We start from the raw sequence: 26753 nt of genomic DNA on the forward strand, positions 1-26753 counted from the left end.
AAGGATCAGAAGAGGCTCGCCACGCCCAGCCCCGCCGCGAAGGCCAGCGCCGTGGCGGCGGCGCCGGCCAGGAACCACGGCCAGGCCGGGCGTTTCTCGACGATCACCGTGGGCGGGGCCGGCGGCTGTTCGGCGTAGCGGGCCATGGCGCGCAGGGCGCGCACGGCCTCGTCGGCCAGTTCCTTCATCCGCGCCACCGGCGACAGCTCGCGGGCGATCCAGCGGCTGACGACGGGATTGGCGGCGTCCCACAGGTCGTGGGTCGGGTCGATACGGCGGGCCACGCCCTCGACCGTGACCATGGTCTTCTGCAGCAGCACGAGCTCGGGCCGCAGGGCCATTTCGAACAGGGCGGTGATCTCGAACAGCTGGGCCAGCAGCCGGCCCATCGACACGTCGCGGGCGTCGCGGCCGAATACCGGCTCGCCGACGGCGCGCAGGGCCTGGGCGAAGGCGTCCATGTCCTGGTGGGCGGGCACGTAGCCGGCGTCGAAATGCACCTTGGCCACCCGCGTGTAGTCGCGACGCAGGAAGCCGTAGAGGATCTCGGCCAGGTACTTGCGCTCGGCCGGACCCAGGCGCCCGACGATGCCGTAGTCGACGGCGGTGATGGCGGCCGGGGCGCTGACGAAGAGATTGCCTTCGTGCAGGTCGGCGTGGAAGAGGCCGTGGTCCAGGGCCTGGGCCAGGAAGCCGCGGGTGACGTTCTCGGCCAGGGCCTTGCGGTCCAGGCCTTCCTGTTCGAGCGCCTTGGGGTCCGACAGCGGCACGCCGTTCGCCCAGGCCAGGGTCAGCACCCGCTTGCCGACGCCGTCCCAGACCACGGCCGGGGCGCGCATGTGGACGTCCTGGGCCATCGCCTCGCCGAGTTCGGCCGCGCCGGCCGCCTCGAAGCGCAGGTCCATCTCAAGATCGAGCGCCCGGATCACCACCTCGACGAACTCGCGCGGGCGCAGGCGGCGGGCGGCGGGAACCAGGCGGTGCGACAGGTCGGCGGCCAGGCGCAGGGTCTCGCTGTCCTGCGCCACGCGGCGCTCGATGCCGGGGCGCAGCACCTTCACGGCCACCTTGGCGCCGTCGTGCAGGGTCGCCTCGTGGGCCTGGGCCAGCGAGGCGGCGCCGACCGCCTCGCCGAACGTCGCGTAGAGGCTTTCGATGCTGCGGCCGAGGTTGCGCTCGATCTCGGCGCGGGCGATTGGCGTCGGGAACGGCGGCAGCCGATCCTTCAGGTGCGACAGGTCCTCGGCGAACACCGCGCCGAAGATGTCGGCCCGGGTCGACAGGAACTGGCCCATCTTGATGGCGACGGGCCCCTGGCCTTCCAGCACGCGGGCCAAGCGCTCGCCCGGACGACCCTGGCGGCTCTTGCCGCCGGCGAACAGACGCAGGAACCGGCCGGCCAACCGCGCCGACGGCGGCAGCAGCGGCTCGACCTCGCGCGGAACCAGGGCGTCGGCGCGCACCAGGCGCCAGCCGGCGCCGATCAGGCGGACGAACGCGGACAGGCGTTGCATGGGACTAGAGCGCCCAACCCTGGTGCAGGGCCGCCACGCCGCCGGTGAAGTTGGTGTAGGTGGCCCGCTTGAAGCCGGCCGCCTCGATCATCGACAGGAAGGTCTTCTGGTCGGGGAAGCGGCGGATGCTCTCGACCAGGTACTGATAGGCGTCGCGGTCCTTGGCGACCCATTCGCCGACCTGCGGGATGACCTTGAAGCTGTAGGCGTCATAGGCCTTGGCGAGGGCCTCGGTCGCGGGGCGCGAGAATTCCAGGCACAGGAAGCGGCCGCCGGGCTTGAGCACCCGGCGCGCCTCGCGCAGGGCCGCGTCGATGTCGGTGACGTTGCGGATGCCGAACGAGATGACATAGGCGTCGGCATAGGCGTCGGGCAGCGGCAGGCGCTGGGCGTCGCCCACGGTCCAGGTGATCTCGGGCTCGCCGCCCTTCTCGATCCCGGCCATGATCATTTCGGCGTTGTAGTCGACGATGTTGATGGTCGCGTCCGGACCGCCGCGGCGCTGCTGCGCGTTGCGGGCCATCTTTGCGAAGCGGCGGGCCATGTCGCCGGTGCCGCCGGCGCAGTCGATGATGATCTCGCCCGGCTGCGGATTGAGCCTGGCCGCGACCGCGTCCTTCCAGAGCCGGTGCACGCCGCCGCTCATCAGGTCGTTCATCAGGTCGTAGTTCTTGGCGACGCGGTCGAAGACCCCGCGCACCAGACCCGCCTTCAGGGCGGGATCGACGTCCTTGAATCCGAAAGTGGCGGAGGGCTTGCTCATGACGTCTACGGGTCGGGCTCTCTATATGATCTTCGCCTATTAGACCGCGCCTTGCGTCGCGTCACCGTCTTAAGGAGCCGTCTTGCCCGAACTGCCCGAAGTCGAGACCGTCCGCCGGGGGCTGGAGCCCGTCCTGTCCGGCGCCCGCCTGATCCGTGTGCGCGCCAACCGTCCCGACCTGCGCTTTCCCCTGCCCGAGGGCTTCGTCCAGCGGCTGACGGGCGCGAAAATCCTGCGTCTGGACCGGCGGGCGAAATACCTGCTGGCCCCGCTCGACCGCGGCGACACGCTCATCATGCACCTTGGCATGACCGGCAGGTTCGAGATCGCCGCGCCTGAAGGATCCGTGCGGCCCGGCGACTTCGCCCGCGAGGTCAAGCCCGACGACAAGCACGCCCACGTCGTCTTCGAGACCGAAGAGGGCGCGACCGTCACCTATTACGATCCGCGCCGGTTCGGCTTCATGGACCTGATCGCCACCGACCGCGTCGATCGCCACCCCTGGTTCGCCACGATGGGGCCCGAGCCCCTGTCGGAGGCCTTCGACGCCAAGACGCTGGTGAAGGCCTTCGGCGGCCGCAAGCAGGGACCCAAGACCCTGCTGCTCGACCAGAAGACCGTGGCGGGCCTGGGCAACATCTATGTCTGCGAGGCCCTGCACCGCTCGGGGATCTCGCCGTTCAAGCCGTCGGGTCAGATCGCCGGCAAGCGGCTGGGGCCGCTGACCACGGCCATCAAGGAGGTGCTGGCCGAGGCCGTCGAGGTCGGCGGCTCGTCGCTGAAGGACTTCGCGGCCGCCGACGGGGCGCTGGGCTATTTCCAGCATCGCTTCCGGGTCTATGACCGCGAGGGCGAGCCGTGCCCGACCCCCGGCTGCAAGGGCGTGATCGCCCGCGAGGTGCAGGCGGGGCGTTCGACCTTCTTCTGCCCCGTTTGTCAGAAATGACCCTGACCGCGCCTTGCTGAGCTAGGGCGCGGCTTTCCGGTGGGTTCGATGTTCCGCTCGCTTCTCGTTGCTCTGGCGGCCCTCCTGGCGACGCCCGCCTTGGCCGAGCCCGCCATGTGGACGGTGCGCGACGCGGATTCCGAGATCGTGCTGTTCGGCTCGATGCACGTGCTGCCCAAGGACCTGGACTGGAAGCCGCCGGCCCTGGACGCGGCGCTGTCGAAGGCCGACGACCTGTGGTTCGAACTGCCGATGGACGTCGCCGCCGACCAGCGGATGCAGGCCCTGGCCGGCGCCTATGGCTTGCTGCCGCCCGGTCAGACCCTGACCTCGCGTCTCAAGCCCCGCGCCGCCGCCCGCCTGCGCAAGCTGGCCGATCGCCTCTCCGTGCCGATGAGCGAGCTGGAGCGCCTGCAGCCCTGGATGGCCGAGGTGCGGCTGACCACGGCCGCCTTCGCCCAGGACCAGGGCCTGGCCGAGGACGGGGTCGAGCGGCGGCTGCAGGCGGCCGCGCCGCCGACCGTCATTCGCAAGGCCTTCGAGACCCCCGACCAGCAGATGGCTCTGTTCGCCGGCGCCTCGCAGGCCGACCAGGTCAAGACCCTGAACGTCACGGTCAGGCAGCTGGAAAAGGATCCCGGCGCCTATCGCCGGCTGGTCGCGGCGTGGTCGAAGGGCGACCAGAAGGCGCTCGAGCGCGCCGTCGTCGGCGGAATGCGGAAATCTTCGCCCGCCCTCTATCGCCGTTTCATCGTCGAGCGTAACGCACGGTGGATGGACGCCCTGCAAGCGCGCCTGGCCGGGTCCGGCCGGACGGTGGTGGTGGTCGGCGCCGGGCACCTGCTGGGTCCCGACGGCCTGCCCGCCCGCCTGCGCGCGCTGGGCTATGACGTACAAGGGCCGCGATAGACGGCCAGGACTTGAGGAAGGACGGCCGATGGCCTTTGAGACCCTGATCGTCGAACGCCCCGAAACCGCGCCCGGCGTGGCGCTGATCCGCCTGAACCGGCCCGAGGCCCTGAACGCGCTCAACAGCGTGCTGCTGACCGAGCTTGGCCAGGCGCTGGCGGACGCCCAGAACGACGACGGCGTCGGCTGCATCGTGCTGACCGGCTCGCCCAAGGCCTTCGCCGCCGGGGCCGACATCAAGGAGATGTCGGAGAAGTCCTATGCCGAGATGTTCAAGGCCGACTTCTTCACCGCCCAGGCCCGGGCGATCGAGACCATCCGCAAGCCGATCATCGCCGCGGTGGCCGGCTACGCCCTGGGCGGCGGCTGCGAGCTGGCGATGATCTGCGACTTCATCCTGGCCGCCGACACGGCGAAGTTCGGCCAGCCGGAGATCAATCTCGGCGTCGCCCCCGGCATCGGCGGCACCCAGCGCCTGACCCGCTTCGTCGGCAAGTCCAAGGCCATGGACATGATCCTGACCGGCCGGATGATGGACGCGGCCGAGGCCGAGCGTTCAGGCCTGGTCTCGCGAGTCTTCCCCGCCGACCAGCTGGTCGACGAGGCCCTGAAGGTCGCGGCCAAGATCGCCGCCCAGTCGCCGCTGGCCGTGGCGATGAACAAGGAGCTGGTCAACGCCGCCTACGAGACGACCCTGACCACCGGCGTGGCGCTGGAGCGCCGCCTCTTCCACTCGCTGTTCGCCTTCGACGACCAGAAGGAAGGAATGGCGGCCTTCGTCGAGAAGCGCAAACCGGCGTTCAAGGGTTCGTGAAGCTGGGCCGTGGCCCAGCGGCGAAGAATCCCCATGTGGATGGATTGACCCGATCCCGGGGTTCCCGTATATCCGCGCGCTCTTGATTTTTCCTGCTTCGCGGCCGCCCGCGTGGCTGTCCGTTTGAAGGTCCAACTCATGGCCAATAATCCCGGCGCCAAGAAAGCGATCCGCAAGATCGCCCGTCGCACCGAAGTGAACACCGCTCGCCGTTCGCGCGTGCGCACCTTCCTGCGCAAGTTCGAAGACGCCCTGGCCGCCGGCGACGTCGCCGTCGCCAAGGCCGCCTTCGTCGAGGCGCAATCGGAACTGATGCGCGCCGTTTCGAAGGGCGTCGTCCATCCGAACACCGGCTCGCGGAAGGTGTCTCGCCTGGCCGCCCGCCTGAAGAAGCTGGACAAGGCCGCCGCCTAAGTCCAGATCGCGAACGAACGCCGTTCGTTTAGCGAAATCAAAGACTTGTAAGAGCCGATCGGGGAAACTCGGTCGGCTTTTGCTTTGTCTATGTACCCCTATACCTGCCCCTCAGGTCGTCGAACGAAACTCTCTAAAACGGCATTCCCTTGACGAGCGAGGAGGTCTCGCGAGTCAACAGAAATATCCGCGATCGGACGCAAGTTTTCCGTTTGACCGGCGGGGGCCGGTGGCTAGTTTAAGCGTCTCAACGCTCTCCCAGTCTTTGACGACAGCGGCGGCGGCGAACACCATGCGTTCGCCGGTTAAGCCCCTGTGTGTCTTCAATAAATGTGGGGGTAGTGTTTGAGCACGGTCGTGCGCCATGGGGGGCTTGCGACCGGCAATCTGTAATTGTGTGTATGCAGGCGCGAGGCGGTGAACTGATGTCGATCAAGGTCGGGGTGGCCAGTCAGGAATTGTCGGCTGCGTATGCGGCTGTCACGCGCGAGCCTGCTGGCATCGTCTGGAACAAGGTCTGCGTCTCGCTGAAGCGCGAACTGGGCGACGCCGCCTTCGGTTCGTGGATCGCGCCCGCCGTGCTGCGTGAAACGCAAGGCGGCGACGTCGTCCTCGTCACCCCCACGGGCATCGCCCGCGACTGGATCCGTCGCAGCGCCTGGCGCCGCATCGGCGAGCTGTGGGCCGCCGGCGACGCCGTGGGCCGCCGCCTCGATCTGAAGTCGCGCCTCGAATTCGAAGCCTCGGCCGACGCCGCCTCGGCCACCGCCGGCGCCGTCTATGTCGAAGCCAAGGCCCAGCCGATCGAGATCGTGCTGCCGGTCTCCAGCGACGTCCCCGCCGCGCCCGCCCCGGCCGCCGGCAAGACCTCGCCGGTCCAGGGCCTGCAGGAACGCTTCACCTTCGACACCTTCGTCCCCGGTCCGGCCAACGAATTCGCCCACGCCGTGGCGCGCCGCGTCGCCAGCTGGGCCGACGGCCACTTCAACCCGGTGCTGTTCCACGGCCCCTACGGCTTCGGCAAGACGCACCTGCTGAACGCCCTGGCCTGGGAAGCCATGCGCAACGCGCCCAACAAGCGCGTCGTGTACCTGACCGCCGAGCGCTTCCTGTCGACCTTCGTGCGCGCGGTCATGGATCGCCAGACCACGGCGTTCAAGGACGAGCTGCGCGGCGCCGACCTGCTGATCATCGACGACGTGCACTTCATCGCCGGCAAGCAGTCGAGCCAGGAAGAGCTGTTCCACACCCTGACCGCCCTCGTCGAGGACGGCCGCCGGGTGGTGTTCTCGGCCGACCGGCCGCCCTCGGCCATGACCGAGATGGACGCCCGCCTGCGCTCGCACCTGTCGGCGGGCCTGGTCTGCGGCCTGGAGCCGGCCGACCGCTCGCTGCGCCTGGGCATCCTGGAGCGCAAGATCGAGGCGCTGGGCCGCGCCCAGGGCTTCGTCGGCGCCGTGCGTCCCGAAGTGCTGCAGTTCCTGGCCGACCGCTTCACCGACAGCGTCCGCGAGCTGGAAGGCGCGCTGAACACCCTGACGGCCCGCGCCGGCGAGCGCCTGCCGCGCCTGACGCTGGACGAGGTCCAGGCGATCCTGCGCCCGCACCTGCGCGGCGGCGAAAAGCGGATCACCATCGACGACATCCAGAAGGCCACGTCCGAGCACTACGGCATGAAGCAGGCCGACCTGCTCAGCGAGCGCCGCAACCGCGCCATCGCCCGTCCGCGCCAGGCGGCCATGTGGCTGGCCAAGCAGCTGACCACCCGCTCGCTGCCGGACATCGGCCGTCGCTTCGGCGGTCGCGACCACACCACCGTCCTGCACGCCGTGCGCCGCATCGAGGCCCTGCGCCAGGACGACGCCGTGCTCAGCCAGGACCTGGAGACCATCACCCGCAAGCTGCGCGGCTGATCGGACTTCCGAGACGACCGTGAAGGGGCCGCTCCGCAAGGGGCGGCCTTTTTTCATGGTCCTTCTCCCCTTGCGGGAGAAGGTGGCGGCCGAAGGCCGTCGGATGAGGGGTCGATAGTCCTGTCGGCCTGGCGCCCCGCCTCGACCGCCGCACGCAGCTTTGATTTTTGAGAGACCCCTCACCCGACCCGCTTCGCGGGCCACCCTCTCCCGCAAGGGGAGAGGGATCTCCTAAGCCGGCCGCGCCCGCCTGAGCGTCAGGTTGATCCGCCCTCCGCCCGGCACGAGCCGCGAGCTCCCCGGCAGGATCCGGTCGACCCCGTGGAAGGCCAGGCGCGCGGGACCCGACAGCCGGCAGACGTCGCCGGACGCCAGCCGCACCGAGCGCGTCGGGTCCTTGCGCGAGGTTCCGCCGATGCGGAACACGGCGGTGTCGCCCAGCGAGAGCGACAGCACCGGAAAGCGCGGGTCGGCCTCGTCGCGGTCCTGGTGCAGGCCCATGCGGGCCTCGGGGCCGTAGAGGTTGACCAGGCAGGCGTCGGGCGGGACCTCGGCGTCGCCCAGCCGCGCCCAGAGATCGAGCAGGGTCTGGGGGATTTCCGGCCAGCGCGCGCCGGTGCCCGGATGGCGGTCGGTATAGCGGTAGCCGCCAGCGTCGCTGGTCCAGCCCAGGGGGCCGAGGCTGGTCATGGCCACGCTCATCGCCTTGCCGTAGGGCGTGGCGTAGTGGGCCGGCGGCGCGCTTTCGGCGGCCGCCAGCACGGCTTCGATCAGCGCCTGCTGGGCGTCCGGCGACAGCAGGCCGGGCCAGAGATCGAAGCCGGGAACGAGGCTGACGGGGTTCATCATTACGCGGAATTAATGCCGCCCAGCGGCCGGATGGGTGTTGGTTTCGCGCCAAGCGGCCGTTGGCCGCACGATCGTTGCATACCAGGGCCGTACATGCGTCGTCTTCTGTCCACCGCCGCGGCGGTCGCGTTGCTTTTCGCCTCCGAAGCCGCTCTCGCGGCGACCGCCGGCGCTCAAGGGACCAAGGGCGCGACGCCCGCCACGGTCACCACCCAGCTGCCGCGCAACGCCCATCCGATCCACTACGACCTGTCGTTCACGCCCGACGCGGCCAAGATGAGCTTCACCGCCTCGGTGAAGATCGCCGTCGAGGTGACCCAGCCGACCCGCACCCTGACCCTGCAGGCGGCCGACCTGACCTTCGCCAAGGCCGCCATCGACGGCAAGCCGGCGGCCATCAAGGTCGACGACGAGGCCCAGACCGTGACCTTCACCCTGGCCGCGCCCCTGGCCAAGGGCAAGCACCTGCTGACCGCCGACTACGCCGGCAAGATCTACACCCAGGCCGCGGGCCTGTTCGCCCTCGACTACGACACCGAGGAGGGCTCCAGGCGCGCCCTCTACACCCAGTTCGAGAACTCCGACGCCCGCCGGTTCATCCCCTCGTGGGACGAGCCGTTCCACAAGGCCACGTTCAGCGTCGAGGCGACCATTCCCACCGGCCAGATGGCCCTGGGCAACATGCCGGTCGCCAAGAGCGTGGATCTGGGCGGCGGCAAGACCCGCGTCACCTTCGCCACCTCGCCCAAGATGTCGACCTACCTGCTGTTCTTCGGCCTGGGCGAGTTCGACCGCGCCAGCATCAAGTCCGCCGGCGTCGACATCGGCGTGGTCACCAAGAAGGGCGACCTGCCCAAGGCCAGGTTCGCCCTGGAGTCGGCCGGGCCGCTGGTGGCCTGGTACAACGACTATTTCGGCGTCGATTACCCGCTGCCGGTGCTCGACCACATCGCGGCGCCTGGCCGTAGCCAGTTCTTCAGCGCCATGGAGAACTGGGGGGCGATCTTCTATTTCGAATACGCCCTGCTGATGGATCCGGCGATCTCGACCCAGCGCGACGCCCAGAACGTCTACACCACCATCGCCCACGAGACCGCCCACCAGTGGTTCGGCAACCTGGTGACCATGGCCTGGTGGGACGACCTGTGGCTCAACGAAGGCTTCGCCTCGTGGATGGAGGGCCGGGCCACCGAGAAGTTCCATCCCGAATGGAACTCGCAGTTGGGCGCGGTGGCGGGGCGCGAATACGCCATGAACCTCGACGGCCTTTCCTCCACCCACCCGGTGGTGCAGCACGTCGAGACGGTCGAGCAGGCCAGCCAGGCCTTCGACGGCATCACCTACCAGAAGGGCGAGGCGGTGATCCGCATGCTCGAGGGCTATGTCGGCGAGGACGCCTGGCGCAGCGGCGTGCGCGCCTACATCAAGGCCCACGCCTACGGCAACACGGTCAGCGACGACCTGTGGAAGGCGGTCGAGGCCTCGGCCGGCAAGCCGATCACCGCCATCGCCCACGACTTCACCCTGCAGCCGGGCGTGCCGCTGATCCGCGTCGAGGGCGGCGCCTGCCAGGCCGGCAAGCAGGTGCTGACCCTGACCCAGGGCGAGTACAGCAAGGACTTCCCGAACAAGAAGCCCCTGGCCTGGCGCGTGCCGGTCAACGCCAAGGCGCTGGACGGCTCGGTCGTCGCCAAGACCGTGGTCGAGGGCGGCAAGGCCAGCCTGACGGTCGAGGGCTGCGGCCCGGTCGTCGTCAACGCCGGCCAGAGCGGCTACTACCGCACCCTCTACGCCCCGGCCCGCTTCCAGGCGCTGGCGGCCGATTTCGGCAAGCTGCCGGCCATCGACCAGCTGGGCCTGCTGTCCGACGCCTGGGCCATGGGCACGGCGGGCCAGCAGGGCGCGGCCGACGCCCTGGACCTGATCGCCGCTGCGCCGGCCGACGCCGATCCGCAGGTGCTGTCCAAGGTGGCCGGCGTGCTGTCGGCCATCGACGGCTACTACCAGGGCCAGCCCGAGCGCGCCGCCTTCCGCAAGCTGGCCGTCGCGCGCCTGGCGCCGATGCTGGATCGCGTGGGCTGGACGCCCAAGGCCGGCGAGCCGGATCCCGTCGCCATCCTGCGCGGCGACCTGATCGCCACCCTGGGCGAACTGGGCGACCCGGCGGTGGTCGCCGAGGCGCAGCGGCGCTTCGCCGCCGACAAGACCGATCCGTCGGCGATCCCCGGTCCGCTGCGCAAGGCGATCCTCGGCGTCGTGGCGGTCAACGCCGACGCGGCGACCTGGGACGCGATCCACGCCCGGGCGGCGGCCGAGAAGACTCCGCTGGTCCGCGCCCAGCTCTACAGCCTGCTGGCCTCGGCCCGCGACGAGGCCCTGGCCCGCAAGGCGCTCGACCTGGCCCTGACCGCCGAGCCCGGCGAGACCAACGCCTCGAGCATGATCTCGGGCGTGGCCGGCCACCATCCGGATCTGGCCTTCGACTTCGCCGCCGCCCACAAGGACGCGGTCAACGACAAGGTCGACAACGGCGCCCGCACCCGCTTCATCCCCAGCCTCGCCACCGCCTCGGGCAAGCCGGAGACGGCCGCCAGGCTGAAGGTTTGGGCGGCGGCGAACCTGGCCGAAGGCTCGCGCAAGGAGGCCGACAAGGCGATCGCGGCCATCGAATATCGGGCCAAGGTGCGGTCCGAGCGCCTGCCGGCGATCACCGCCTGGGTCGCCAAGGCCGGCTGAACGGGCCTTTCAAAGCATCGCCGCAGCGTCGACAGCCCGACGCTGCGGCCTTCTGTCTTGCAGATTCCCCTTCTTTCCCTGCGGGAATGGGCTTGCGGGTCGCTGCGTATCCCCCATATCGGGCATCGAAGCGGGGTTGACGGGCTCGTCAACTTCGATTGAACCCTCTCCTTTCGCCCGTTCGCGGGCGGCAGGATTTTGGATCAACGCGACCAACGGGGACGGACCGAGAAAAACCGGGGCGCTTTCATGAGGCCCTTGTCACCGCCGTCCGCCATTCGAGGAGCTGCAGGCACCACACATGAGCAAGATTATCGGTATCGACCTTGGCACCACGAATTCGTGCGTGGCCATCATGGACGGCAAGAACCCGAAGGTGATCGAGAACGCCGAAGGCGCTCGCACCACCCCGTCGGTGGTCGGCTTCCTTGAGGACGGCGAGCGCCTGGTCGGCCAGCCCGCCAAGCGCCAGGCCGTGACCAACCCGACCAACACCCTGTTCGCGATCAAGCGCCTGATTGGCCGCAACGCGAACGACCCGGTGGTCGAGAAGGACAAGGGCATGGTGCCCTACGAGATCGTCAAGGGTCCGACCGGCGACGCCTGGGTCAAGGCCCACGGCAAGGACTACTCGCCCCAGGAAGTCTCGGCCTTCATCCTGCAGAAGATGAAGGAAGCCGCCGAAGCCCACCTCGGCGAGCCGGTCTCCAAGGCCGTCATCACCGTTCCGGCCTACTTCAACGACGCCCAGCGCCAAGCCACCAAGGACGCCGGCAAGATCGCCGGCCTGGAAGTGCTGCGCATCATCAACGAGCCGACCGCGGCTGCCCTGGCCTACGGCCTGGACAAGAACGACGGCAAGAAGATCGCCGTCTATGACCTCGGCGGCGGCACCTTCGACGTCTCGATCCTGGAGATCGGCGACGGCGTGTTCGAGGTGAAGTCGACCAACGGCGACACCTTCCTGGGCGGCGAGGACTTCGACCTTCGGATCGTCGACTACCTGGCCGACGAGTTCAAGAAGGAGCAGGGCGTCGACCTGCGCAAGGACAAGCTGGCTCTCCAGCGCCTGCGCGAAGAGGCGGAAAAGGCCAAGAAGGAGCTGTCCTCGACGGCTCAGTACGAGGTCAACCTGCCGTTCATCAGCATGAACGCCTCGGGCCCGCTGCACCTGAACATCAAGCTGTCGCGCGCCAAGCTGGAAGCCCTGGTCGACGACCTGATCGCCCGCACCATCGGTCCGTGCGAACAGGCCCTCAAGGACGCCGGCCTGAAGAAGAGCGACATCGACGAAGTGATCCTGGTCGGCGGCATGAGCCGCATGCCCAAGGTCCAACAGGCGGTACAGGACTTCTTCGGCCGCGAACCCCACAAGGGCGTGAACCCCGATGAAGTCGTGGCGCTGGGCGCGGCCGTTCAGGCCGGCGTGCTGCAAGGCGACGTCAAGGACGTGCTGCTGCTCGACGTGACCCCGCTGACGCTGGGCATCGAGACCCTGGGCGGCGTGTTCACCCCGCTGATCGAGCGCAACACCACCATCCCGACCAAGCGCTCGCAGACCTTCTCGACCGCCGACGACAACCAGTCGGCCGTGACCATCCGCGTGTTCCAGGGCGAACGCCCGATGGCCGTGGACAACAAGATCCTCGGCCAGTTCGACCTGGTGGGCATCCCGCCGGCGCCGCGCGGCGTGCCGCAGATCGAGGTCACGTTCGACATCGACGCCAACGGCATCGTCCAGGTCCACGCCAAGGACAAGGCGACCAACAAGGAGCACTCGATCCGCATCCAGGCCAACGGCGGCCTGTCGGACGCGGACATCGAGCGCATGGTCAAGGAAGCCGAGGCCAACAAGGCCGCCGACGAGCAGAAGAAGAAGCTGGTCGAGGCCAAGAACCAGGGCGAGGCGATCCTGCACTCGACCGAGAAGGCCCTGGCCGATCACGGCGACAAGGTCGGCGCGCCCGAGAAGGCCGCCATCGAGACCGGCATCACCGAGCTGAAGGCCGCTCTGGAAAGCGAAGACGTCGAGGCCATCCAGGCCAAGACCCAGGCGCTGATCCAGGCCTCGATGAAGCTGGGCGAAGCCATGTACGCCTCGCAGCAGGACGGCGAGGGCGCTGACGGCGCGCAAGCCGCCGCGGACGACGGCGTGGTCGACGCCGAGTTCGAGGAAGTCGACGGCAACGACAAGCCGGCCGCGTGACCAAGGGTTGCGGGGAACCCGGGCGCGAACGTCTTGCGCCGGGGTTCCCCGTCCCCCACCTCATCCGGGTGTCAGTAGCGATCAGGCCGATGTCGAAAGCTCTTCCATCGCCGCGCTCCCCAGGGGCGCATAGCGCGTCCCGTCGTTGCAATCGCAGGGTTGCGTCGGTAGATTTCCCTAATCTTATGGTTGGGGGATATCATGAAGCGTCTCGTCGTCCTGCTGCTGGGACTGATGCTGCTCGTGCCGACGGCGGCGAGCGCCGCGCGCTTCGGCAAGCGGGAAGAGGTCCAGCGGATCGCGCCGGTCTCGCTTCCCGGGCCGAGCGGCGAGCGCCTCTATCTGGGCAACAAGATCACCACCTACTGGCTGGGCGGCGGCCTCTATCTGAAGGACGACGGCTACGTCTTGGGCGTGGCCGGGGACGACAAGGCCTACTACGTCCTGACGCCGGAAAAGATCGCCATCGCCCAGAAGGCCGGGCTTCTGCCCGACCCGCTTCCCGCCTATCAGATCCATCCCATTCAATATCTGCTTGGCTATTCGTTCTGGCTCGTTCTGGTCGTCGTCATCGCCTGGAGCCTGATCCAGGCGGCCTGGCAGAAATCCCGAGCCGTGACGCGGCGAAAGCCTGGAACAGCGTTAACCTGACGCGGAGCGGTCGAGCCGTTTTCCGCGGCGAGATGTAAGGCCGATGCGCGACTATTACGAAATCCTCGGCGTGAACCGGACCTGCGACGACGCGGGCCTGAAGTCCGCCTTCCGCAAGCTGGCGATGCAGCACCACCCGGACCGCAACGGCGGTTGCGAGGACGCCAGCGGGCGGTTCAAGGAGATCAACGAGGCCTATTCGGTTCTCTCCGATCCGCAGAAGCGCGCCGCCTACGACCGCTTCGGCCACGCCGGCGTCAACGGCCCGCAGGGCGGCCCCGGCGGCGGCCAGGGCTTCGACGCCAGCGACATCTTCGGCGACGTGTTCGGGGATGTCTTCGGCGAGATGTTCGGCGGCGGCCGTCGCCAGTCCAATGGCCCGCAACGGGGCCAGGACCTGCGCTACGATCTGGAGATCAGCCTCGAGCAGGCCTATGCCGGCGCCGAGGTCGAGATCACCGTCCCCGCGGCCATGACCTGCGAGGTCTGCGACGGCTCGGGCGCCAAGCCCGGCACCAGCCCCACCGTCTGCGGCTCGTGCGGCGGCGGCGGCCGCGTGCGCGCCACCCAAGGGTTCTTCTCGGTCGAGCGCGCCTGCCCCCGCTGCGGCGGCTCGGGCCGCCTGGTGCTCGACCCCTGCGCCGGCTGCCATGGCCACGGCCAGGTCCGCAAGGAACGCATCCTGTCGGTGCGCATCCCGGCCGGCGTCGACGACGGCGCCCGCATCCGCCTGGCGGGCGAGGGCGACGCCGGCGTGCGCGGCGGCCCGCGCGGCGACCTCTACCTCTTCCTGTCGGTGACCCCGCACGAGCTCTTCGAGCGCGACGGTCTCGACCTCCTCTGCACCGTGCCGGTGCCGATGACGGTCGCGGCCCTCGGCGGCGAGATCGAGGCCCCGTGCCTGAAGGGCGGCGAGACCTGCGACGGCACCTGCCGCGTCAGCGTCAAGGTTCCCGAAGGCGCCCAGACCGGCAAGACCGTGCGCCTTAAGGGCAAGGGCATGCCGTCGCTGCGCAACCGCCAGCGCGGCGACCTTGTGGTCGAGCTGTTCGTCGAAACCCCGACCCACCTGTCGGCCCGGCAGAAGGAGCTCCTCAAGGAGCTGGCCGGCCTGTGCGACGACAAGCAGAACCCCAAGTCGGCCAACTTCGTCGGCAAGGCCAAGCGCTTCTGGGAAGAAGTGACGGGGAGCTGAGGCCGCACGGCCCTGATATGGTTTCGGGACAGGCCCGCCCTCGTGGCGGGCCTTTTCGTGTCTGAACGGGCCTAGAGATCGGTCCGGCGATCGGCCTTCAAGGCGTGGATCAGGCCGAAGAGCCCGCCGATCAGGATCGCGGCGGCCAGGATCGTCGCCGTGCCGGCGTCCGAGCGGGCGAAACGGCCGGCGTCGTCCACCGCCCGGGTGATCCTGGCCCCGGCCTGCACCAGGGCGGCGGGCGGCTCGAACAGCGGCGAGGGCGGCGGAACACTGAAGGTGACCGGGATGGTCACCTCCTTCTGGTCGATCAGTTCGGGCGGCGGCGAGGTCATCAGGAACTCGGCCGACAGGCGCACCGCCGCCTGGCCGAAGCCATAGCCCTCGGGTGTTTCCTTGATGGCTTCGCAGTTGTTCAGCCGTCCCGCGATCCCGACCTTGCAGCGGATGACGGCCGAACCGCCGACCTCGTCCTTCTGCGCCTGCTCCGGATAGTACTCGGCCATCTGATCGGCCGTCGGCTTGCGCAGCCAGTCGGGCCTGTAGGTGCTCGTCCCGCTATTCCCGTCGCCGCTCATGCCGCCCCCGCGTTCGGCTGAAGCTTAGGGAGGGGGACTGGCTCGGGCAATCGCACTTATTGCGGGGGATCCCACAGGGGATGGCTATCGGTCGTGGCATTTTTGTTCTATCAATGTTCTTATTCACCGAGGGCGACGAACTTGGAGCAGGATCAAGCAACGCCGGTTCATCTGATCGAAGATGACAACGGTCATCGCTTCCTGATCTACGCGACCGAAAGCGGCGTCAGCGTCGAACTGCGCCATGACGGCGACGCTCTCTGGATGACCCAGGCCCAGATGGCGCAGCTGTTTGGGCGGGACCCTTCCGTCATCTATCGTCACGTCACCAACATCCTCGACGAAGGCGAACTGGCAGAAGCGAATAACTTGCAAAAAATGCAAGTAATTGGCGCGGGGCGTCCCGGCACCCTCTACAGCCTCGATATGGTGATCTCGGTTGGCTACCGAGTCAGTTCCGTTCAAGCAACCTTGTTTCGGAAATGGGCCACGGGCGTCCTGGTCTGTTTCGCCACCAAGGGCTTCGTCATCGACGCCGCCCGTCTGAAGAATCCTGAAGAGAACGATCGCGTTCGTGAACTGCGCGAGATCGTTCGCGACATTCGAGCCTCGGAGGCCAATCTCTACGCCGAGCTCAGGCGCATCTGCGCGATGTGCCAGGACTATGAGCCGAGCTCGCAGACTGCGACGACGTTCTATCGCCGCACACAGGCCAAGCTGTTCTACGCGGTGGTCAATCGCACGCCGTCCGAGGTGCTGGAAGAGCGCGCCGACGCCGCCGTGCCGAACATGGGACTGCAGTCCTGGCCAAGGGACGAGATCCGGCAGGCTGACGCCCTGATCGCCAAGAACTATCTCGCCCCAGCGGAACTCAAGGAATTGAACCGTCTCACCGACATTCTGCTCGGCATCTTCGAGGACCAGTTGGAGATCGGCCGTCTGGTGACGATGGAGCAGGCCGCTGGCTTGCTGGACCAGCAATTGGCGAACCTGAACCGCCTTGTGCTGGATCACGGCGGTCGTGTCCGACACGATCAGGCCGAAGCTGGCGCTAAGGCCCAGTACAGGCTGTTCGATGAGCGGCGAAAAATCTCGCGGCGTGCGGAAGTCGATCGCGAACTTTCCGCGTTAAAGGCGGCCGACAAGGCCCTGCCGAAAGTTCGTCCTGGGCCGAAAAACCCCCGTCGCACCCCTTAACGAAAACCGCGACGCTCTGTAGTTTCCGGTCGGATGAACGCCCCGGTTTCTCCGCCCACTCAGACCTTCGACGCCACCGGCGCCACGCCGGTGATGCAGCAGTTCTTCGACATGAAGACCCGGCAGCCCGACGCGCTGCTGTTCTTCCGGATGGGCGATTTCTACGAGCTGTTTTTCGACGACGCGATCCGCGCGGCGGCGGCGCTGGGCATCTCGCAGACCTTCCGGGGCAACCACAACGGCCAGCCGATCCCGATGGCCGGCGTGCCGCACCACGCGGCCGAGGCCTATGTGTCCAAGTTGATCCGCATGGGCTTCAAGGTCGCCGTCTGCGAGCAGATGGAAGACCCGGCCGAGGCCAAGAAGCGCGGCTCCAAGTCGGTGGTCCGCCGCGACATCGTCCGGGTGGTCACGCCGGGCACCCTGACCGAGGACGGCCTGCTGGACGCCCGGGGCGCCAACCGTCTGGCGGCCGTGGCCATCCGCGCCGGCCAGGCCGCCGTGGCGTCCGTCGAGCTTTCCACCGGCGAGGTCGAGTGCTTCTCGACCGGCAAGGACGGGGTCGGCCCGCTGCTGGCGGCGCTGTCGCCGTCCGAGACCCTGGTCGCCGACCGCCTGCTGGCCGACGACCACCTGGCCCAGACCCTGAAGATCTGCGGCGGGCTGATCCAGCCCATGCCCTCGGCCCTGTCGGAGCCTCAGGCCTCGGAGACCCGGGTCAAGCGCCTCTACGGCGTCGACACCCTGGACGGCTTCGGCGGCCTGTCGCCGGCCGAGGTGGGGGCCCTGGGCCTGATCGCCGCCCACCTGGAGATGACCCAGGCCGGCAAGCTGCCGGCCCTGCGGGCGCCGCGCCGCGCGGCCGAGGCCGACGTCATGTCGATCGACCCGGCCACCCGCTCCAGCCTGGAGATCGACCGCACCCAGGGCGGCGACCGCAACGGCTCGCTGCTGGCGGTCATCGACCGCACGGTCAGCGCCGGCGGCGCGCGCATGCTGGCCGCGCGCCTGGCCCGGCCGCTGCTCGATCCGGCCGCCATCGACCAGCGCCTGGACGCCGTCGAGTGGTTCGTCGATCACCGCAGCCTTCGTGAGCGTCTGCGCGAGCAGCTGAAGGGCGCGGGCGACATGGCCCGGGGCCTGGCCCGCCTGGCGCTGGGGCGCGGGGGTCCGCGCGACCTGGCCTGCCTGCGCGACGGCCTGAAGACCGGCGAGAAGCTGGCCGGCATGGTCGGCGGTTCGGGCGACCCGCTGTCGCCGCCGCCGGTCGAGCTGGAGGGCGCGCTCTCGGCCCTGACGCCGTCTCTGCACCAGGGGATTTCGCAGCTCCTGAGCACCCTCGAAGCCGGCCTTGGCCCCGACCTGCCGGCCCTGGCCCGCGACGGCGGCTTCGTGGCCCCGGGCGTGCGTCCGGAGCTCGACCAGGCCCGCTCCCTGCGCGACGACAGCCGCCGGGTCGTGGCCGCGCTCGAGCAACGCCTCATTCAAGAGGCGGGCGTCCCGCTGAAGATCCGCCACAACGGCGTGCTCGGCTATTTCGTCGAGGCCACGGCGGGCAAGGCCGACCCGCTGTTCCAGCCGCCGCTGAACGCCACCTTCATCCACCGCCAGACCCTCGCGAACCAAGTCCGCTTCACCACGGTGGAGCTGGCCGATCTCGACGCCCGCATCGCCCAGGCCGCCGAGCGTGCCCTGGCCATGGAGGTCGCCGCCTTCGAGGACTGGCGCGCCGAGGCCGCCGCTCTGGCCGCGCCGATCCAGGCCGCCGCCGAGGCCCTGGCCCGCCTCGACGTCGCCGCCGCCCTGGCCGAATGGGCCGAGGACGCCGGGGCCGTGCGCCCGGTGGTCGACAAGTCGCTGGCCTTCGAGGCCAAGGCCGCCCGCCACCCGGTGGTCGAGGCCGCCGTGCGCCGCGCCGGCGACCCCTACACCCCCAACGACTGCCGGCTGGACGCCGCCGGCGAGGTCGCCGCCCGCCTGTCGATCGTCACCGGCCCGAACATGGCCGGTAAGTCGACCTTCCTGCGCCAGAACGCCCTCTTGGCGATCCTGGCGCAGTCGGGCTGCTACGTGCCGGCCAAGAGCTTCCGGCTGGGCGTGGTCGACCGCCTGTTCAGCCGCGTCGGCGCGGGCGACGACCTGGCCCGGGGCCGCTCGACCTTCATGATGGAGATGGTCGAGACCGCTGCCATCCTGACCCAGGCCACCCCGCGCAGCCTCGTCATCCTCGACGAGATCGGCCGGGGCACCGCCACCTATGACGGCCTGGCCATCGCCTGGGCTTGCGCGGAGTCGCTGCACGACACCAACCGCTGCCGCGCCCTGTTCGCCACGCACTATCACGAGCTGGCGACGCTGGAGGAGCGGATGGCGTACGTCTCCAACCTCAGCCTCCGGGCCAAGGAGTGGAACGGCGACCTGGTCTTCCTGCACGAGGCGGCCGACGGTCCCGCCGACCGCTCCTACGGCGTGCAGGTGGCCAAGCTGGCCGGGGTGCCGCCGCAGGTGGTCGCCCGCGCCAAGGAGGTGCTCGACCGCCTGGAGAGCAAGACCGAATCACCGGCCAAGCTCGACGACCTGCCGCTGTTCGCTGCCTCGGCCCCCGTCATGGCGGCGCCTGCGGTTTCGGCGCCCAGTGTCGTCGATGCGGCCCTCAAGGACCTCGATGTCGACGGCATGAGCCCGCGCGAGGCCCTGGAGGCGCTTTATCGTCTTAAGGGTCTGCTCAAGGCTTGAGATCAATCATAGGAGCATGGCGGCGGCCGCTCACGGCGGCTGCTTTGGCCGTCTCGTTGGGGTAACCATATAACCGCCATGCCCCGTCGCCTTCGCCCCACGCCCCTGGAACATGTCGTCGACGGCCACGCCCTGCGCGCGCGCCTGTCGGCCGCCGCGCTGGACGCCATCGGCGACGAGGCCGCCCAGCGCGCCCGGGCCATCGAGATCCTCAAGCAGGCCCTGTTCCGCGGCCGGATGATCGCCAAGGAGCGGCTGGAGAACGGCGCCAGCGGGGTCGAGACCGCCCGCCTGCTCAGCGGCGTCACCGACGAGGTGATCACCGCCCTCTACGACTTCACGACGGTGCACGTGTTCCGGGCCCGCAACCCCACCGAGGGCGAGCGCCTGGCCCTGCTGGCCGTGGGCGGCTACGGCCGCGCCACCCTGGCGCCGTTCTCGGACATCGATCTCCTGTTCCTGCGGCCCTACAAGCAGACGCCGCACGTCGAGAGCGTGATCGAGTACATGCTCTATGCGCTGTGGGATCTGGGCTTCAAGGTCGGCCACGCCTCGCGCACCATCGAGGAATGCGTCCGCCTGTCGAAGGAGGACTTCACGATCCGCACCTCGATCCTCGAGGCGCGGCGGCTGACCGGCGACGAGCGCCTGGCGGCCGACCTCAAGAGGCGCTTCCGCGACGAGGTCATGAAGGGCACCGGCCAGCAGTTCGTTGCCGCCAAGCTCAAGGAGCGCGACGACCGCCAGGCCCGCGCCGGCGCCAGCCGCTACATGGTCGAGCCCAACGTCAAGGAAGGGAAGGGCGGTCTTCGCGACCTGCACACCCTGGTGTGGATCGCCGAGTACCTGCATCCGGTCGACAAGCCCGAGGACGTCTTCAAGCTGGAGCTGTTCTCCAGCCGCGAGACCAAGGCCTTCATCCGCGCCTTCGATTTCCTGCATGCGGTGCGCGCCCACCTGCACTTCACGACCGGCCGCCCCGAAGAGCGGCTGACCTTCGACCTGCAGCCCGAGATCGCCCGCCGCATGGGCTATGGCGACCGGGGCGACGCCCCGGCGGTCGAGCGCTTCATGCGCCGCTACTTCCTGATCGCCAAGGAGGTCGGGGCCCTGACCCGCGCCTTCTCGGCCAAGCTGGAGGCCGAGCACTTCAAGAACGAGCCCAAGGGCATCTCGCGCTTCCTCCCGGGCGGCAAGCCCAAGCGCAAGGCCCTGGACGCGCCGGGCTTCTACGAGGACGGCGGCCGGCTGAATATCGAGGGGCCGGAGGTCTTCGAGCGCGATCCGGTCAACCTGATCCGCCTGTTCAAGATCGCCGACGAGCGAGACCTGGATCTGCATCCCGACGCCTTCACGGCGGTGACCCGCAATCTGGGCCTCATCACCTCGAAGGTGCGCCGCGATCCGCACGCCACCCAGGCCTTCCTCGACCTTCTGGCGCGGGGCAAGCGCAGCTACCGCACCCTGACCCTGATGAACGACGCCGGCGTGCTGGGCCGCTTCATCCCGGAGTTCGGCCGGGTCGTGGCCCAGATGCAGTTCAACATGTACCACTCGTACACGGTGGACGAGCACACCCTGCGGGCCGTCGGCCTGATCGGCGACATGGCCGCCGGCCGCCTGTCGGAAGACCATCCGCTGGCCGTGTCGATCATGCCGCTGATCGAGGACCGCGAGGCCCTGTTCCTGGCCATGCTGCTGCACGACACCGGCAAGGGCGGGGTCGGCGGTCAGGAGAAGGCCGGGGCCCGATCGGCCCGCAGCGCCTGCGAGCGCCTGGGCGTCGAGCGCAGCAAGGTCGAGCTGGTCGCCTGGCTGGTCGAGAACCATCTCGTGATGAGCGACTTCGCCCAGAAGCGCGACGTGTCGGATCCCGGCACGGTGGCGGCCTTCGCCCGCATCGTCGAAAACCCCGAGCGCCTGCGCCTGCTGCTGGTCATCACCGTCGCCGACATCCGGGCCGTGGGGCCGGGGGTGTGGAACGGCTGGAAGGGCCAGCTGCTGCGCGAGCTCTACAACGCTACCGAGGCCGTCTTCCGCGGCGGGCGCGGCAGCGACGCGGCCATCCACGTTCAGCGCCACCAGGAAGCCGCCGCCGCCGGGGCGCGCGAGACCCTGGTCGCCGCCGATCCGGCCGCCAAGGGCTGGGCCGCGGCCATGGAGGACGCCTATTTCGGGGCCTTCGGTTCGCAGGACCTGCTCGACCACGCCGCGCTCGCCCGCCGCGCCGCCATCCAGGGCGGGGCCGCCGCCGAGGGCCGGGTGGCCTCGGGCTCGAACGCCGCCGAGATCGTCATCGCCGCCAAGGACCGTCGCGGCCTGTTCGCCGACCTCGCCCTGGCCATCTCGTCCCTGGGCGGCAACGTCGTCGGGGCGCGGGTCTTCACCTCCCGCCAGGGTCAGGCGCTCGACGTGTTCTACGTGCAGGACGTCACCGGCGCGCCGCTCGGCTGCGAGAACCCGCGCGCCCTGCGCCGTCTGGCCGACGCCCTGGAAGCCGCCGGGCGCGGCGAGGGCGTCAGCGTCGAGAGCCGGCGCGGCGCGGAACTGGCTCGCACCGCCGCCTTCGCCATCGCCCCGACCGTGGTGGTCGACAACGAGGCCTCCAACGAGGCCACCGTCGTCGAGGCCTCGGGCCGCGACCGGCCTGGTCTGCTGCAGGCCCTGGCCCGCACCCTGGCCGACAACGGCCTGTCCATCCAGTCGGCCCATATCGACGGCTATGGCGAGCGGGCGGTCGACGCCTTCTACGTCCAGACCGCCGAGGGCGGGAAGCTGGGCGACAGCCGCAAGATCTCGACCCTCAAGGCCGACCTGCTGGCGGCCCTGGAACAGAACGAAGCCGGCGCGCCCAGCACCCGTCCGGGCCTGAAGCGGGCCCGGGCCAGCGTGGCGCGCTAATCAACGATCCCTCTCCCCTTGCGGGAGAGGGTGGCCTCCGAAGGAGGTCGGGTGAGGGGTCTCTCAGAACTTTCGGAGAGGCCTTTCGACCCCTCATCCGTCGGCTTCGCCGCCACCTTCTCCCGCAAGGGGAGAAGGATCTGGAATGCAGTTCCGGTGAAACCTCGATGCAGCCTCCGCGCCGTAGCTTGACGCCTGTTCTCCGAGCGCCCAGAAGCCGGACGTGACCGACACTCCCGCCGCCGCGCCCGAACCGACGCCTGCTCCCGCCGCCAAGAAGGGCGGAGGACTGTTCAGGTCGTCGGCGATCTATTCCGGCCTGACCCTGGTCAGCCGGTTCATGGGTTTCGCGCGGGACCTGGCCGTGTCGTACCGGATGGGCGCCAGCGCCACCCCGGCCGCCGACGCCTACAACGCCGCCCTGGCCTTCCCGAACCTTTTCCGCCGGTTCTTCGCCGAGGGCGCCTTCGCGGCCGCCTTCGTGCCGGCCTACGCCAAGTCGCTGCAGCGCGACGGCGAGGAGAAGGCCGACATCCTGGCCGCCGACGCCATGGCCACCCTGGCGGCCTCGACCATCATCATCACCGTCATCTGCCAGCTGGCGATGCCGTGGCTGATGATGCTGATCAGCCCGGGCTTCGGCTGGGGCACCGACAAGTACAAGCTGGCGGTGCTGCTGACCCAGATCACCATGCCCTACCTGCCGTGCATGGCGATCGTGGCCCACCTGTCGGGGGTGCTGAACGCCCGCGACCGCTTCATCCTGTCGGCCGGCGCGCCGATCCTGCTGAACATCTTCACCCTGGCCTTCATCCTGCCCCAGACCACGGCGGTCTCGGCGGCGACCTGGGGCTCGGTCGGCGTCGTGGTGGCGGGCGTGGCCCAGGCCGCCCTGCTGACCTGGGGCGTCAACAAGTCGGGGGCCAAGGTCCACTGGCGGCTGCCGCGCCTGACGCCGGAAGTGCGTGAGCTGATCGGCAAGGCCATCCCCGGCGCCCTGGCGGCCAGCGCCACCCAGGTCAACATCTTCATCTCCGGGGCCCTGGCCAGCCACGTCCCCGGCGGCCGCACCTGGCTGGCCACCGCCGACCGCCTGTACCAGCTGCCGCTGGGTCTGGTGGGCGTGGCCATCGGCGTCGCCCTGCTGCCGCGCCTGTCGCGCGCCGTGCACTCGGGCGACCGCGAGGACGCCCAAGGGGCGATGGACCAGGCGGTGGCTCTGGCCATGGCCCTGACCCTGCCGGCCGCCGCGGCCCTGGCGGCCATGCCGGGCTTCCTGTCGGACGGCCTCTACACGCGCGGCGAGTTCACCGCCTTCGACGCCAGCCAGACGGCGGCGGCCCTGTTCTTCTACGGCCTGGGCACCCCGGCCTTCGTGCTGCAGCAGCTCTATTCGCGGGCCTTCTTCGCGCGCGGCGACACCAAGAGCCCGATGCGCTTCGCCCTGATCTCGGTGGCGGTCAACATTGGCCTGGGCCTCCTGCTGTTCCAGCTGATGGGGGTGAAGGGCATCGCCGCCGCCACCGCCGTGGCCTCGTGGCTCAATGTCGGCCAGATGGCTTTCGGCCTGTGGCGCAAGAAGGACTACAATCCCTCGCTCGACACCTGGTCGCGCCTGGCGCGGATCCTGGCCGCCAGCCTGGGCATGGCCCTGCTGCTGGCCGCCGCCTCGCACTGGCGCCACCTGATCGAGGCGCCGCTGCGCGGCATCGGCCTGACCGGCCACGCCATTGGCGCCAAGGAGTTCGCCCTGGCCCTGACCTGCCTGGCCGGCGCGGCGCTCTATCCGCCGCTGCTGTTCCTGTTCGGCGGCGTCAAGCCCAGCGAGCTGAAGGCGGTCCTGCGGCGGGGCAAGGCTTGATCCGAGGCCTCAGGCCCGGTAACGAGCACGCATGGCTTGCATCGGTTCCAACGCGCCGCGATGGCGTGGCTTGTCCTGAACCTGATCGCCGCGTCCCCGGATGCGGCCGGCGCCTCCGCGCGCCTCGCCATATCGCCCGTTTCCGACATCCAAGGCTGAAGCCATGACCGATCAAGCTCCCGTCGCATATACGGGTCCGTCCCGCGTGCTGTCCGGCGTCCAACCCTCGGGCGCCCTGCACCTGGGCAACTATCTCGGCGCGCTGGTGAAGTTCGCCCGCCTGCAGCACGAGATCGACACCTTCATCTTCGTCGCCGACCTGCACGCCATCACCGTCTGGCAGGAGCCGGAAGCCCTGGCCGACCAGACCCGCGAGATCGCCGCGGCCTATCTGGCCGCCGGCCTCGACCCGGCCAAGGCCACCATCTTCCCGCAGTCGGCCGTGCCCGAGCACGCCGAACTGTCCTGGATCTTCCAGTGCGTCGCGCGCCTGGGCTGGCTCGACCGCATGACCCAGTTCAAGGAGAAGAGCGGCAAGCACAAGGAGCGCTCGAGCGTGGGCCTCTACACCTATCCGGTGCTGCAGGCCGCCGACATCCTGATCTACAAGGCCACCCACGTGCCGGTCGGCGAGGACCAGAAGCAGCACCTGGAGCTGACCCGCGACATCGCCCAGAAGTTCAACCACGACTTCAAGGCCCCGGGCTTCTTCCCGCAGCCCGATCCGCTGATCCAGGGTCCGGGCGCGCGGGTCATGAGCCTGCGCGACGGCTCGGCCAAGATGAGCAAGTCCGATCCGTCGGACTACAGCCGCATCAACCTGACCGACGACGCCGACGCCATCGCCGGCAAGATCAAGAAGGCCCGCACCGACCCCGAGCCGCTTCCCGAGACCCTGGAAGAGCTGGCGACCCGCGCCGAGGCCGACAACCTGGTCGGCATCTTCGCGGCCCTGTCGGGCCGCTCGAAGGCCGAGGTGCTGGCCGACTACGCCGGCAAGGGCTTCGGCGCCTTCAAGCCGGCCCTGGCCGAACTGGCGGTCGAGAAGCTGGCTCCGGTGGGCGAGAAGATGCGCGGCCTGCTGTCCGACAAGGGCGAGCTCGACCGCATCTTGGCCGCCGGCGCCGAAAAGGCCCGCGAGGTCGCCGCCCCGACGGTGGCCGAGGTCAAGAAGCTGGTCGGCTTCTGGGGGGCCTGATCGCAGACCCTTCGGAGGGGGCGCGGCGCCGCGCCCCCTTGTTCTTCACTCATTCAAGCGCCACATCTCGCCCATGTTCATCCAGACCGAAACCACGCCCAACCCCGAGGTCCTGAAGTTCCTGCCTGGCCGCGAAGTGCTGGGCGAGGGCGCTCGGGAGTTCCGCACGCCGGAGGAAGGCGAGGCCTCGCCGCTGGCCGACGCCCTGTTCCGGCTGGGCGACGTGACGCGGGTGTTCTTCGGTCCGGACTTTCTGACCGTCACCAAAGGCGAGGACGCCCAGTGGCCGCACCTGAAGGCGCCGATCCTGGCGGCCATCATGGACCACTTCACCAGCGGCCGCCCGCTGCTGCTGGACCAGGTCGAGAGCGGCCACGACGACGACGGCGTCTATGACGAGGAGGCGGCCCAGATCGTCTCCGAGATCAAGGAACTGCTCGACACCCGCATCCGCCCGGCCGTGGCCCAGGACGGCGGCGACATCGTGTTCAGCAAGTTCGAGCCGGCCACGGGCGTCGTGTGGCTGCACATGCGCGGCGCCTGCTCGGGCTGCCCGTCGTCCTCGGCGACGCTGAAGTCGGGCGTCGAGAACATGCTCAAGCACTATGTGCCGGAAGTGACCCGGGTCGAGCAGACGCTCTGATTTTCGGTCCCGGCGCGCATCGCCGGCCTTGCCGTGATCCGCTGGGAACCCCATACTGTAACTCTATAAGTTGCTATTATGGCTCCCTATAAGGATTGCTGATGTCCAAGCTCGACACCGCCGCCCTGGCCCAACTGTTCACCGAGGCGCGCACGCGCAACGGCTGGAAGTCCGACCCCGTGCCCGAAGCGGTGCTGCGTGAGCTGTACGACCTGGTGAAGTTCGGCCCGACCGCCGCCAACTCGACCCCGGCCCGTTTCGTCTTCGTGACCAGCCCGGAAGCCAAGGAAAAGCTGGCCGCCCTGTCGTCGGGCTCGAACGGCCCGAAGATCCGCCAGGCCCCGGTCACCGTCATCGTCGGCTACGATCTCGATTTCCCCGAAACCCTCGACAAGCTGTTCCCGCACGCGCCGGGCGCCAAGAACTGGTTCGGCGACCCCGTGGCCAAGGAATGGGGCGCGTTCCGCAACAGCTCGCTGCAGGGCGGCTATTTCATCCTCGCGGCCCGGGCGCTCGGCCTGGACGTCGGGGCTATGTCGGGCTTCGACAACGCCGGCGTGGACGCGGCCTTCTTCGAAGGCACCAACATCAAGAGCAATTTCATCGCCTCGATCGGCTACGGCACCGACGAGAACCTGTTCCCGCGCAGCCCGCGCCTCGACTTCGAGGAAGCCGCCTCGATCGTCTGACGTGTCATCCCGGGCGCGAAAATCGCACGATGGCGTGCGA

20 protein-coding genes are annotated in these 26753 nt (G+C 69.2%); 16 read left to right on the forward strand and 4 right to left on the reverse strand.

Features of this window, described 5'->3' with window-relative positions:
- Positions 1-5: 5 nt before the first annotated feature.
- Both ubiB and AC07NG_RS02890 read right to left on the reverse strand, forming a co-directional pair.
- Positions 6-1514 (reverse strand): 2-polyprenylphenol 6-hydroxylase, encoded by a 1509-nt coding sequence (ubiB, locus tag AC07NG_RS02885; protein WP_494592090.1) that lies wholly within the window; start codon positions 1512-1514, stop codon positions 6-8.
- A 4-nt stretch (positions 1515-1518) separates the two neighbouring features.
- On the reverse strand, positions 1519-2277 hold the full coding sequence (locus tag AC07NG_RS02890) for a class I SAM-dependent methyltransferase (protein ID WP_110118383.1): 759 nt from the start codon (positions 2275-2277) through the stop codon (positions 1519-1521).
- 82 nt (positions 2278-2359) lie between these two features.
- On the opposite strand from AC07NG_RS02890, the gene mutM reads away from it, so the two are divergent.
- The 5 genes from mutM (at position 2360) to dnaA (ending at position 7273) form a co-directional block, all read left to right on the forward strand.
- Positions 2360-3223: a bifunctional DNA-formamidopyrimidine glycosylase/DNA-(apurinic or apyrimidinic site) lyase gene (gene mutM, locus AC07NG_RS02895; RefSeq protein ID WP_494592093.1), complete on the forward strand. Its 864-nt coding sequence runs from the start codon at positions 2360-2362 to the stop codon at positions 3221-3223.
- Positions 3224-3271: 48 nt separating this feature from the next.
- Complete coding sequence (locus AC07NG_RS02900; RefSeq protein WP_494592095.1) at positions 3272-4132, forward strand: TraB/GumN family protein; 861 nt, start codon at positions 3272-3274, stop codon at positions 4130-4132.
- A 28-nt stretch (positions 4133-4160) separates the two neighbouring features.
- Complete coding sequence (locus AC07NG_RS02905; RefSeq protein WP_487291609.1) at positions 4161-4946, forward strand: enoyl-CoA hydratase; 786 nt, start codon at positions 4161-4163, stop codon at positions 4944-4946.
- 138 nt (positions 4947-5084) lie between these two features.
- Complete coding sequence (gene rpsT / locus AC07NG_RS02910; protein WP_110118379.1) at positions 5085-5360, forward strand: 30S ribosomal protein S20; 276 nt, start codon at positions 5085-5087, stop codon at positions 5358-5360.
- Positions 5361-5785: 425 nt separating this feature from the next.
- Complete coding sequence (dnaA, locus tag AC07NG_RS02915) at positions 5786-7273, forward strand: chromosomal replication initiator protein DnaA (protein WP_487291608.1); 1488 nt, start codon at positions 5786-5788, stop codon at positions 7271-7273.
- Between the two features lie 231 nt (positions 7274-7504).
- On the opposite strand, the gene AC07NG_RS02920 is transcribed toward dnaA, so the two are convergent.
- A complete protein-coding gene (locus AC07NG_RS02920; RefSeq protein WP_494592098.1) occupies positions 7505-8122 on the reverse strand; it encodes an alpha-ketoglutarate-dependent dioxygenase AlkB in 618 nt (205 codons plus the stop codon).
- Positions 8123-8215: 93 nt separating this feature from the next.
- Here AC07NG_RS02920 and AC07NG_RS02925 point away from each other — a divergent pair, with 93 nt between their 5' ends.
- The 4 genes from AC07NG_RS02925 to dnaJ all read left to right on the forward strand — a co-directional run bounded on the left by AC07NG_RS02925 (position 8216) and on the right by dnaJ (position 14910).
- Positions 8216-10858, forward strand: a complete 2643-nt coding sequence (locus AC07NG_RS02925; protein ID WP_494592100.1) for a M1 family metallopeptidase — start codon at positions 8216-8218, stop codon at positions 10856-10858.
- A gap of 301 nt (positions 10859-11159) precedes the next feature.
- Entirely contained in the window at positions 11160-13064 is a 1905-nt protein-coding gene (gene dnaK / locus AC07NG_RS02930; RefSeq protein ID WP_487291604.1) for a molecular chaperone DnaK, read from the forward strand.
- Between the two features lie 201 nt (positions 13065-13265).
- Positions 13266-13715: a hypothetical protein gene (locus AC07NG_RS02935; protein ID WP_494592102.1), complete on the forward strand. Its 450-nt coding sequence runs from the start codon at positions 13266-13268 to the stop codon at positions 13713-13715.
- Between the two features lie 43 nt (positions 13716-13758).
- Positions 13759-14910 carry a molecular chaperone DnaJ gene (gene dnaJ, locus AC07NG_RS02940; RefSeq protein ID WP_494592104.1) on the forward strand — a complete coding sequence of 384 codons (1152 nt, stop codon included), beginning with the start codon at positions 13759-13761 and terminating at the stop codon, positions 14908-14910.
- A gap of 71 nt (positions 14911-14981) precedes the next feature.
- Here the strand turns inward: dnaJ and AC07NG_RS02945 are convergent, their stop codons facing one another.
- Positions 14982-15488 (reverse strand): energy transducer TonB family protein, encoded by a 507-nt coding sequence (locus tag AC07NG_RS02945; RefSeq protein WP_494592106.1) that lies wholly within the window; start codon positions 15486-15488, stop codon positions 14982-14984.
- A gap of 141 nt (positions 15489-15629) precedes the next feature.
- On the opposite strand from AC07NG_RS02945, the gene rhuM reads away from it, so the two are divergent.
- The 7 genes from rhuM to AC07NG_RS02980 all read left to right on the forward strand — a co-directional run bounded on the left by rhuM (position 15630) and on the right by AC07NG_RS02980 (position 26713).
- The gene (gene rhuM, locus AC07NG_RS02950) at positions 15630-16685 is read left to right on the forward strand and encodes a RhuM family protein (RefSeq protein ID WP_494592108.1); all 1056 of its coding nucleotides are present in this window, start codon (positions 15630-15632) and stop codon (positions 16683-16685) included.
- 33 nt (positions 16686-16718) lie between these two features.
- Positions 16719-19421, forward strand: coding sequence for a DNA mismatch repair protein MutS (gene mutS / locus AC07NG_RS02955; protein ID WP_494592110.1), 2703 nt, complete (start codon positions 16719-16721; stop codon positions 19419-19421).
- Between the two features lie 78 nt (positions 19422-19499).
- Entirely contained in the window at positions 19500-22322 is a 2823-nt protein-coding gene (locus tag AC07NG_RS02960; RefSeq protein WP_494592112.1) for a [protein-PII] uridylyltransferase, read from the forward strand.
- A gap of 223 nt (positions 22323-22545) precedes the next feature.
- Entirely contained in the window at positions 22546-24183 is a 1638-nt protein-coding gene (murJ, locus tag AC07NG_RS02965; protein WP_494592114.1) for a murein biosynthesis integral membrane protein MurJ, read from the forward strand.
- Positions 24184-24346: 163 nt separating this feature from the next.
- Positions 24347-25381: a tryptophan--tRNA ligase gene (trpS, locus tag AC07NG_RS02970; protein WP_110118416.1), complete on the forward strand. Its 1035-nt coding sequence runs from the start codon at positions 24347-24349 to the stop codon at positions 25379-25381.
- A gap of 73 nt (positions 25382-25454) precedes the next feature.
- Positions 25455-26024, forward strand: a complete 570-nt coding sequence (locus tag AC07NG_RS02975; RefSeq protein ID WP_487291594.1) for a NifU family protein — start codon at positions 25455-25457, stop codon at positions 26022-26024.
- Between the two features lie 101 nt (positions 26025-26125).
- Positions 26126-26713 (forward strand): malonic semialdehyde reductase, encoded by a 588-nt coding sequence (locus AC07NG_RS02980; protein ID WP_487291593.1) that lies wholly within the window; start codon positions 26126-26128, stop codon positions 26711-26713.
- Positions 26714-26753 lie beyond the last annotated feature (40 nt).

The sequence above is a fragment of the Caulobacter sp. GW821-FHT10C03 genome (genome assembly GCF_059415485.1).

Coding starts and splice junctions, on each gene's coding strand:
- AC07NG_RS02935 (WP_494592102.1), top strand. CDS start 13,266: ATGAAGCGTCTCGTCGTCCTGCTGCTGGGACTGATGCTGCTCGTGCCG.
- AC07NG_RS02960 (WP_494592112.1), top strand. CDS start 19,500: ATGCCCCGTCGCCTTCGCCCCACGCCCCTGGAACATGTCGTCGACGGC.
- ubiB (WP_494592090.1), bottom strand. CDS start 1,514: ATGCAACGCCTGTCCGCGTTCGTCCGCCTGATCGGCGCCGGCTGGCGC.
- dnaA (WP_487291608.1), top strand. CDS start 5,786: ATGTCGATCAAGGTCGGGGTGGCCAGTCAGGAATTGTCGGCTGCGTAT.
- AC07NG_RS02905 (WP_487291609.1), top strand. CDS start 4,161: ATGGCCTTTGAGACCCTGATCGTCGAACGCCCCGAAACCGCGCCCGGC.
- AC07NG_RS02925 (WP_494592100.1), top strand. CDS start 8,216: ATGCGTCGTCTTCTGTCCACCGCCGCGGCGGTCGCGTTGCTTTTCGCC.
- trpS (WP_110118416.1), top strand. CDS start 24,347: ATGACCGATCAAGCTCCCGTCGCATATACGGGTCCGTCCCGCGTGCTG.
- AC07NG_RS02920 (WP_494592098.1), bottom strand. CDS start 8,122: ATGATGAACCCCGTCAGCCTCGTTCCCGGCTTCGATCTCTGGCCCGGC.
- dnaK (WP_487291604.1), top strand. CDS start 11,160: ATGAGCAAGATTATCGGTATCGACCTTGGCACCACGAATTCGTGCGTG.
- AC07NG_RS02945 (WP_494592106.1), bottom strand. CDS start 15,488: ATGAGCGGCGACGGGAATAGCGGGACGAGCACCTACAGGCCCGACTGG.
- mutS (WP_494592110.1), top strand. CDS start 16,719: ATGAACGCCCCGGTTTCTCCGCCCACTCAGACCTTCGACGCCACCGGC.
- AC07NG_RS02890 (WP_110118383.1), bottom strand. CDS start 2,277: ATGAGCAAGCCCTCCGCCACTTTCGGATTCAAGGACGTCGATCCCGCC.
- AC07NG_RS02975 (WP_487291594.1), top strand. CDS start 25,455: ATGTTCATCCAGACCGAAACCACGCCCAACCCCGAGGTCCTGAAGTTC.
- dnaJ (WP_494592104.1), top strand. CDS start 13,759: ATGCGCGACTATTACGAAATCCTCGGCGTGAACCGGACCTGCGACGAC.
- AC07NG_RS02900 (WP_494592095.1), top strand. CDS start 3,272: ATGTTCCGCTCGCTTCTCGTTGCTCTGGCGGCCCTCCTGGCGACGCCC.
- AC07NG_RS02980 (WP_487291593.1), top strand. CDS start 26,126: ATGTCCAAGCTCGACACCGCCGCCCTGGCCCAACTGTTCACCGAGGCG.
- rpsT (WP_110118379.1), top strand. CDS start 5,085: ATGGCCAATAATCCCGGCGCCAAGAAAGCGATCCGCAAGATCGCCCGT.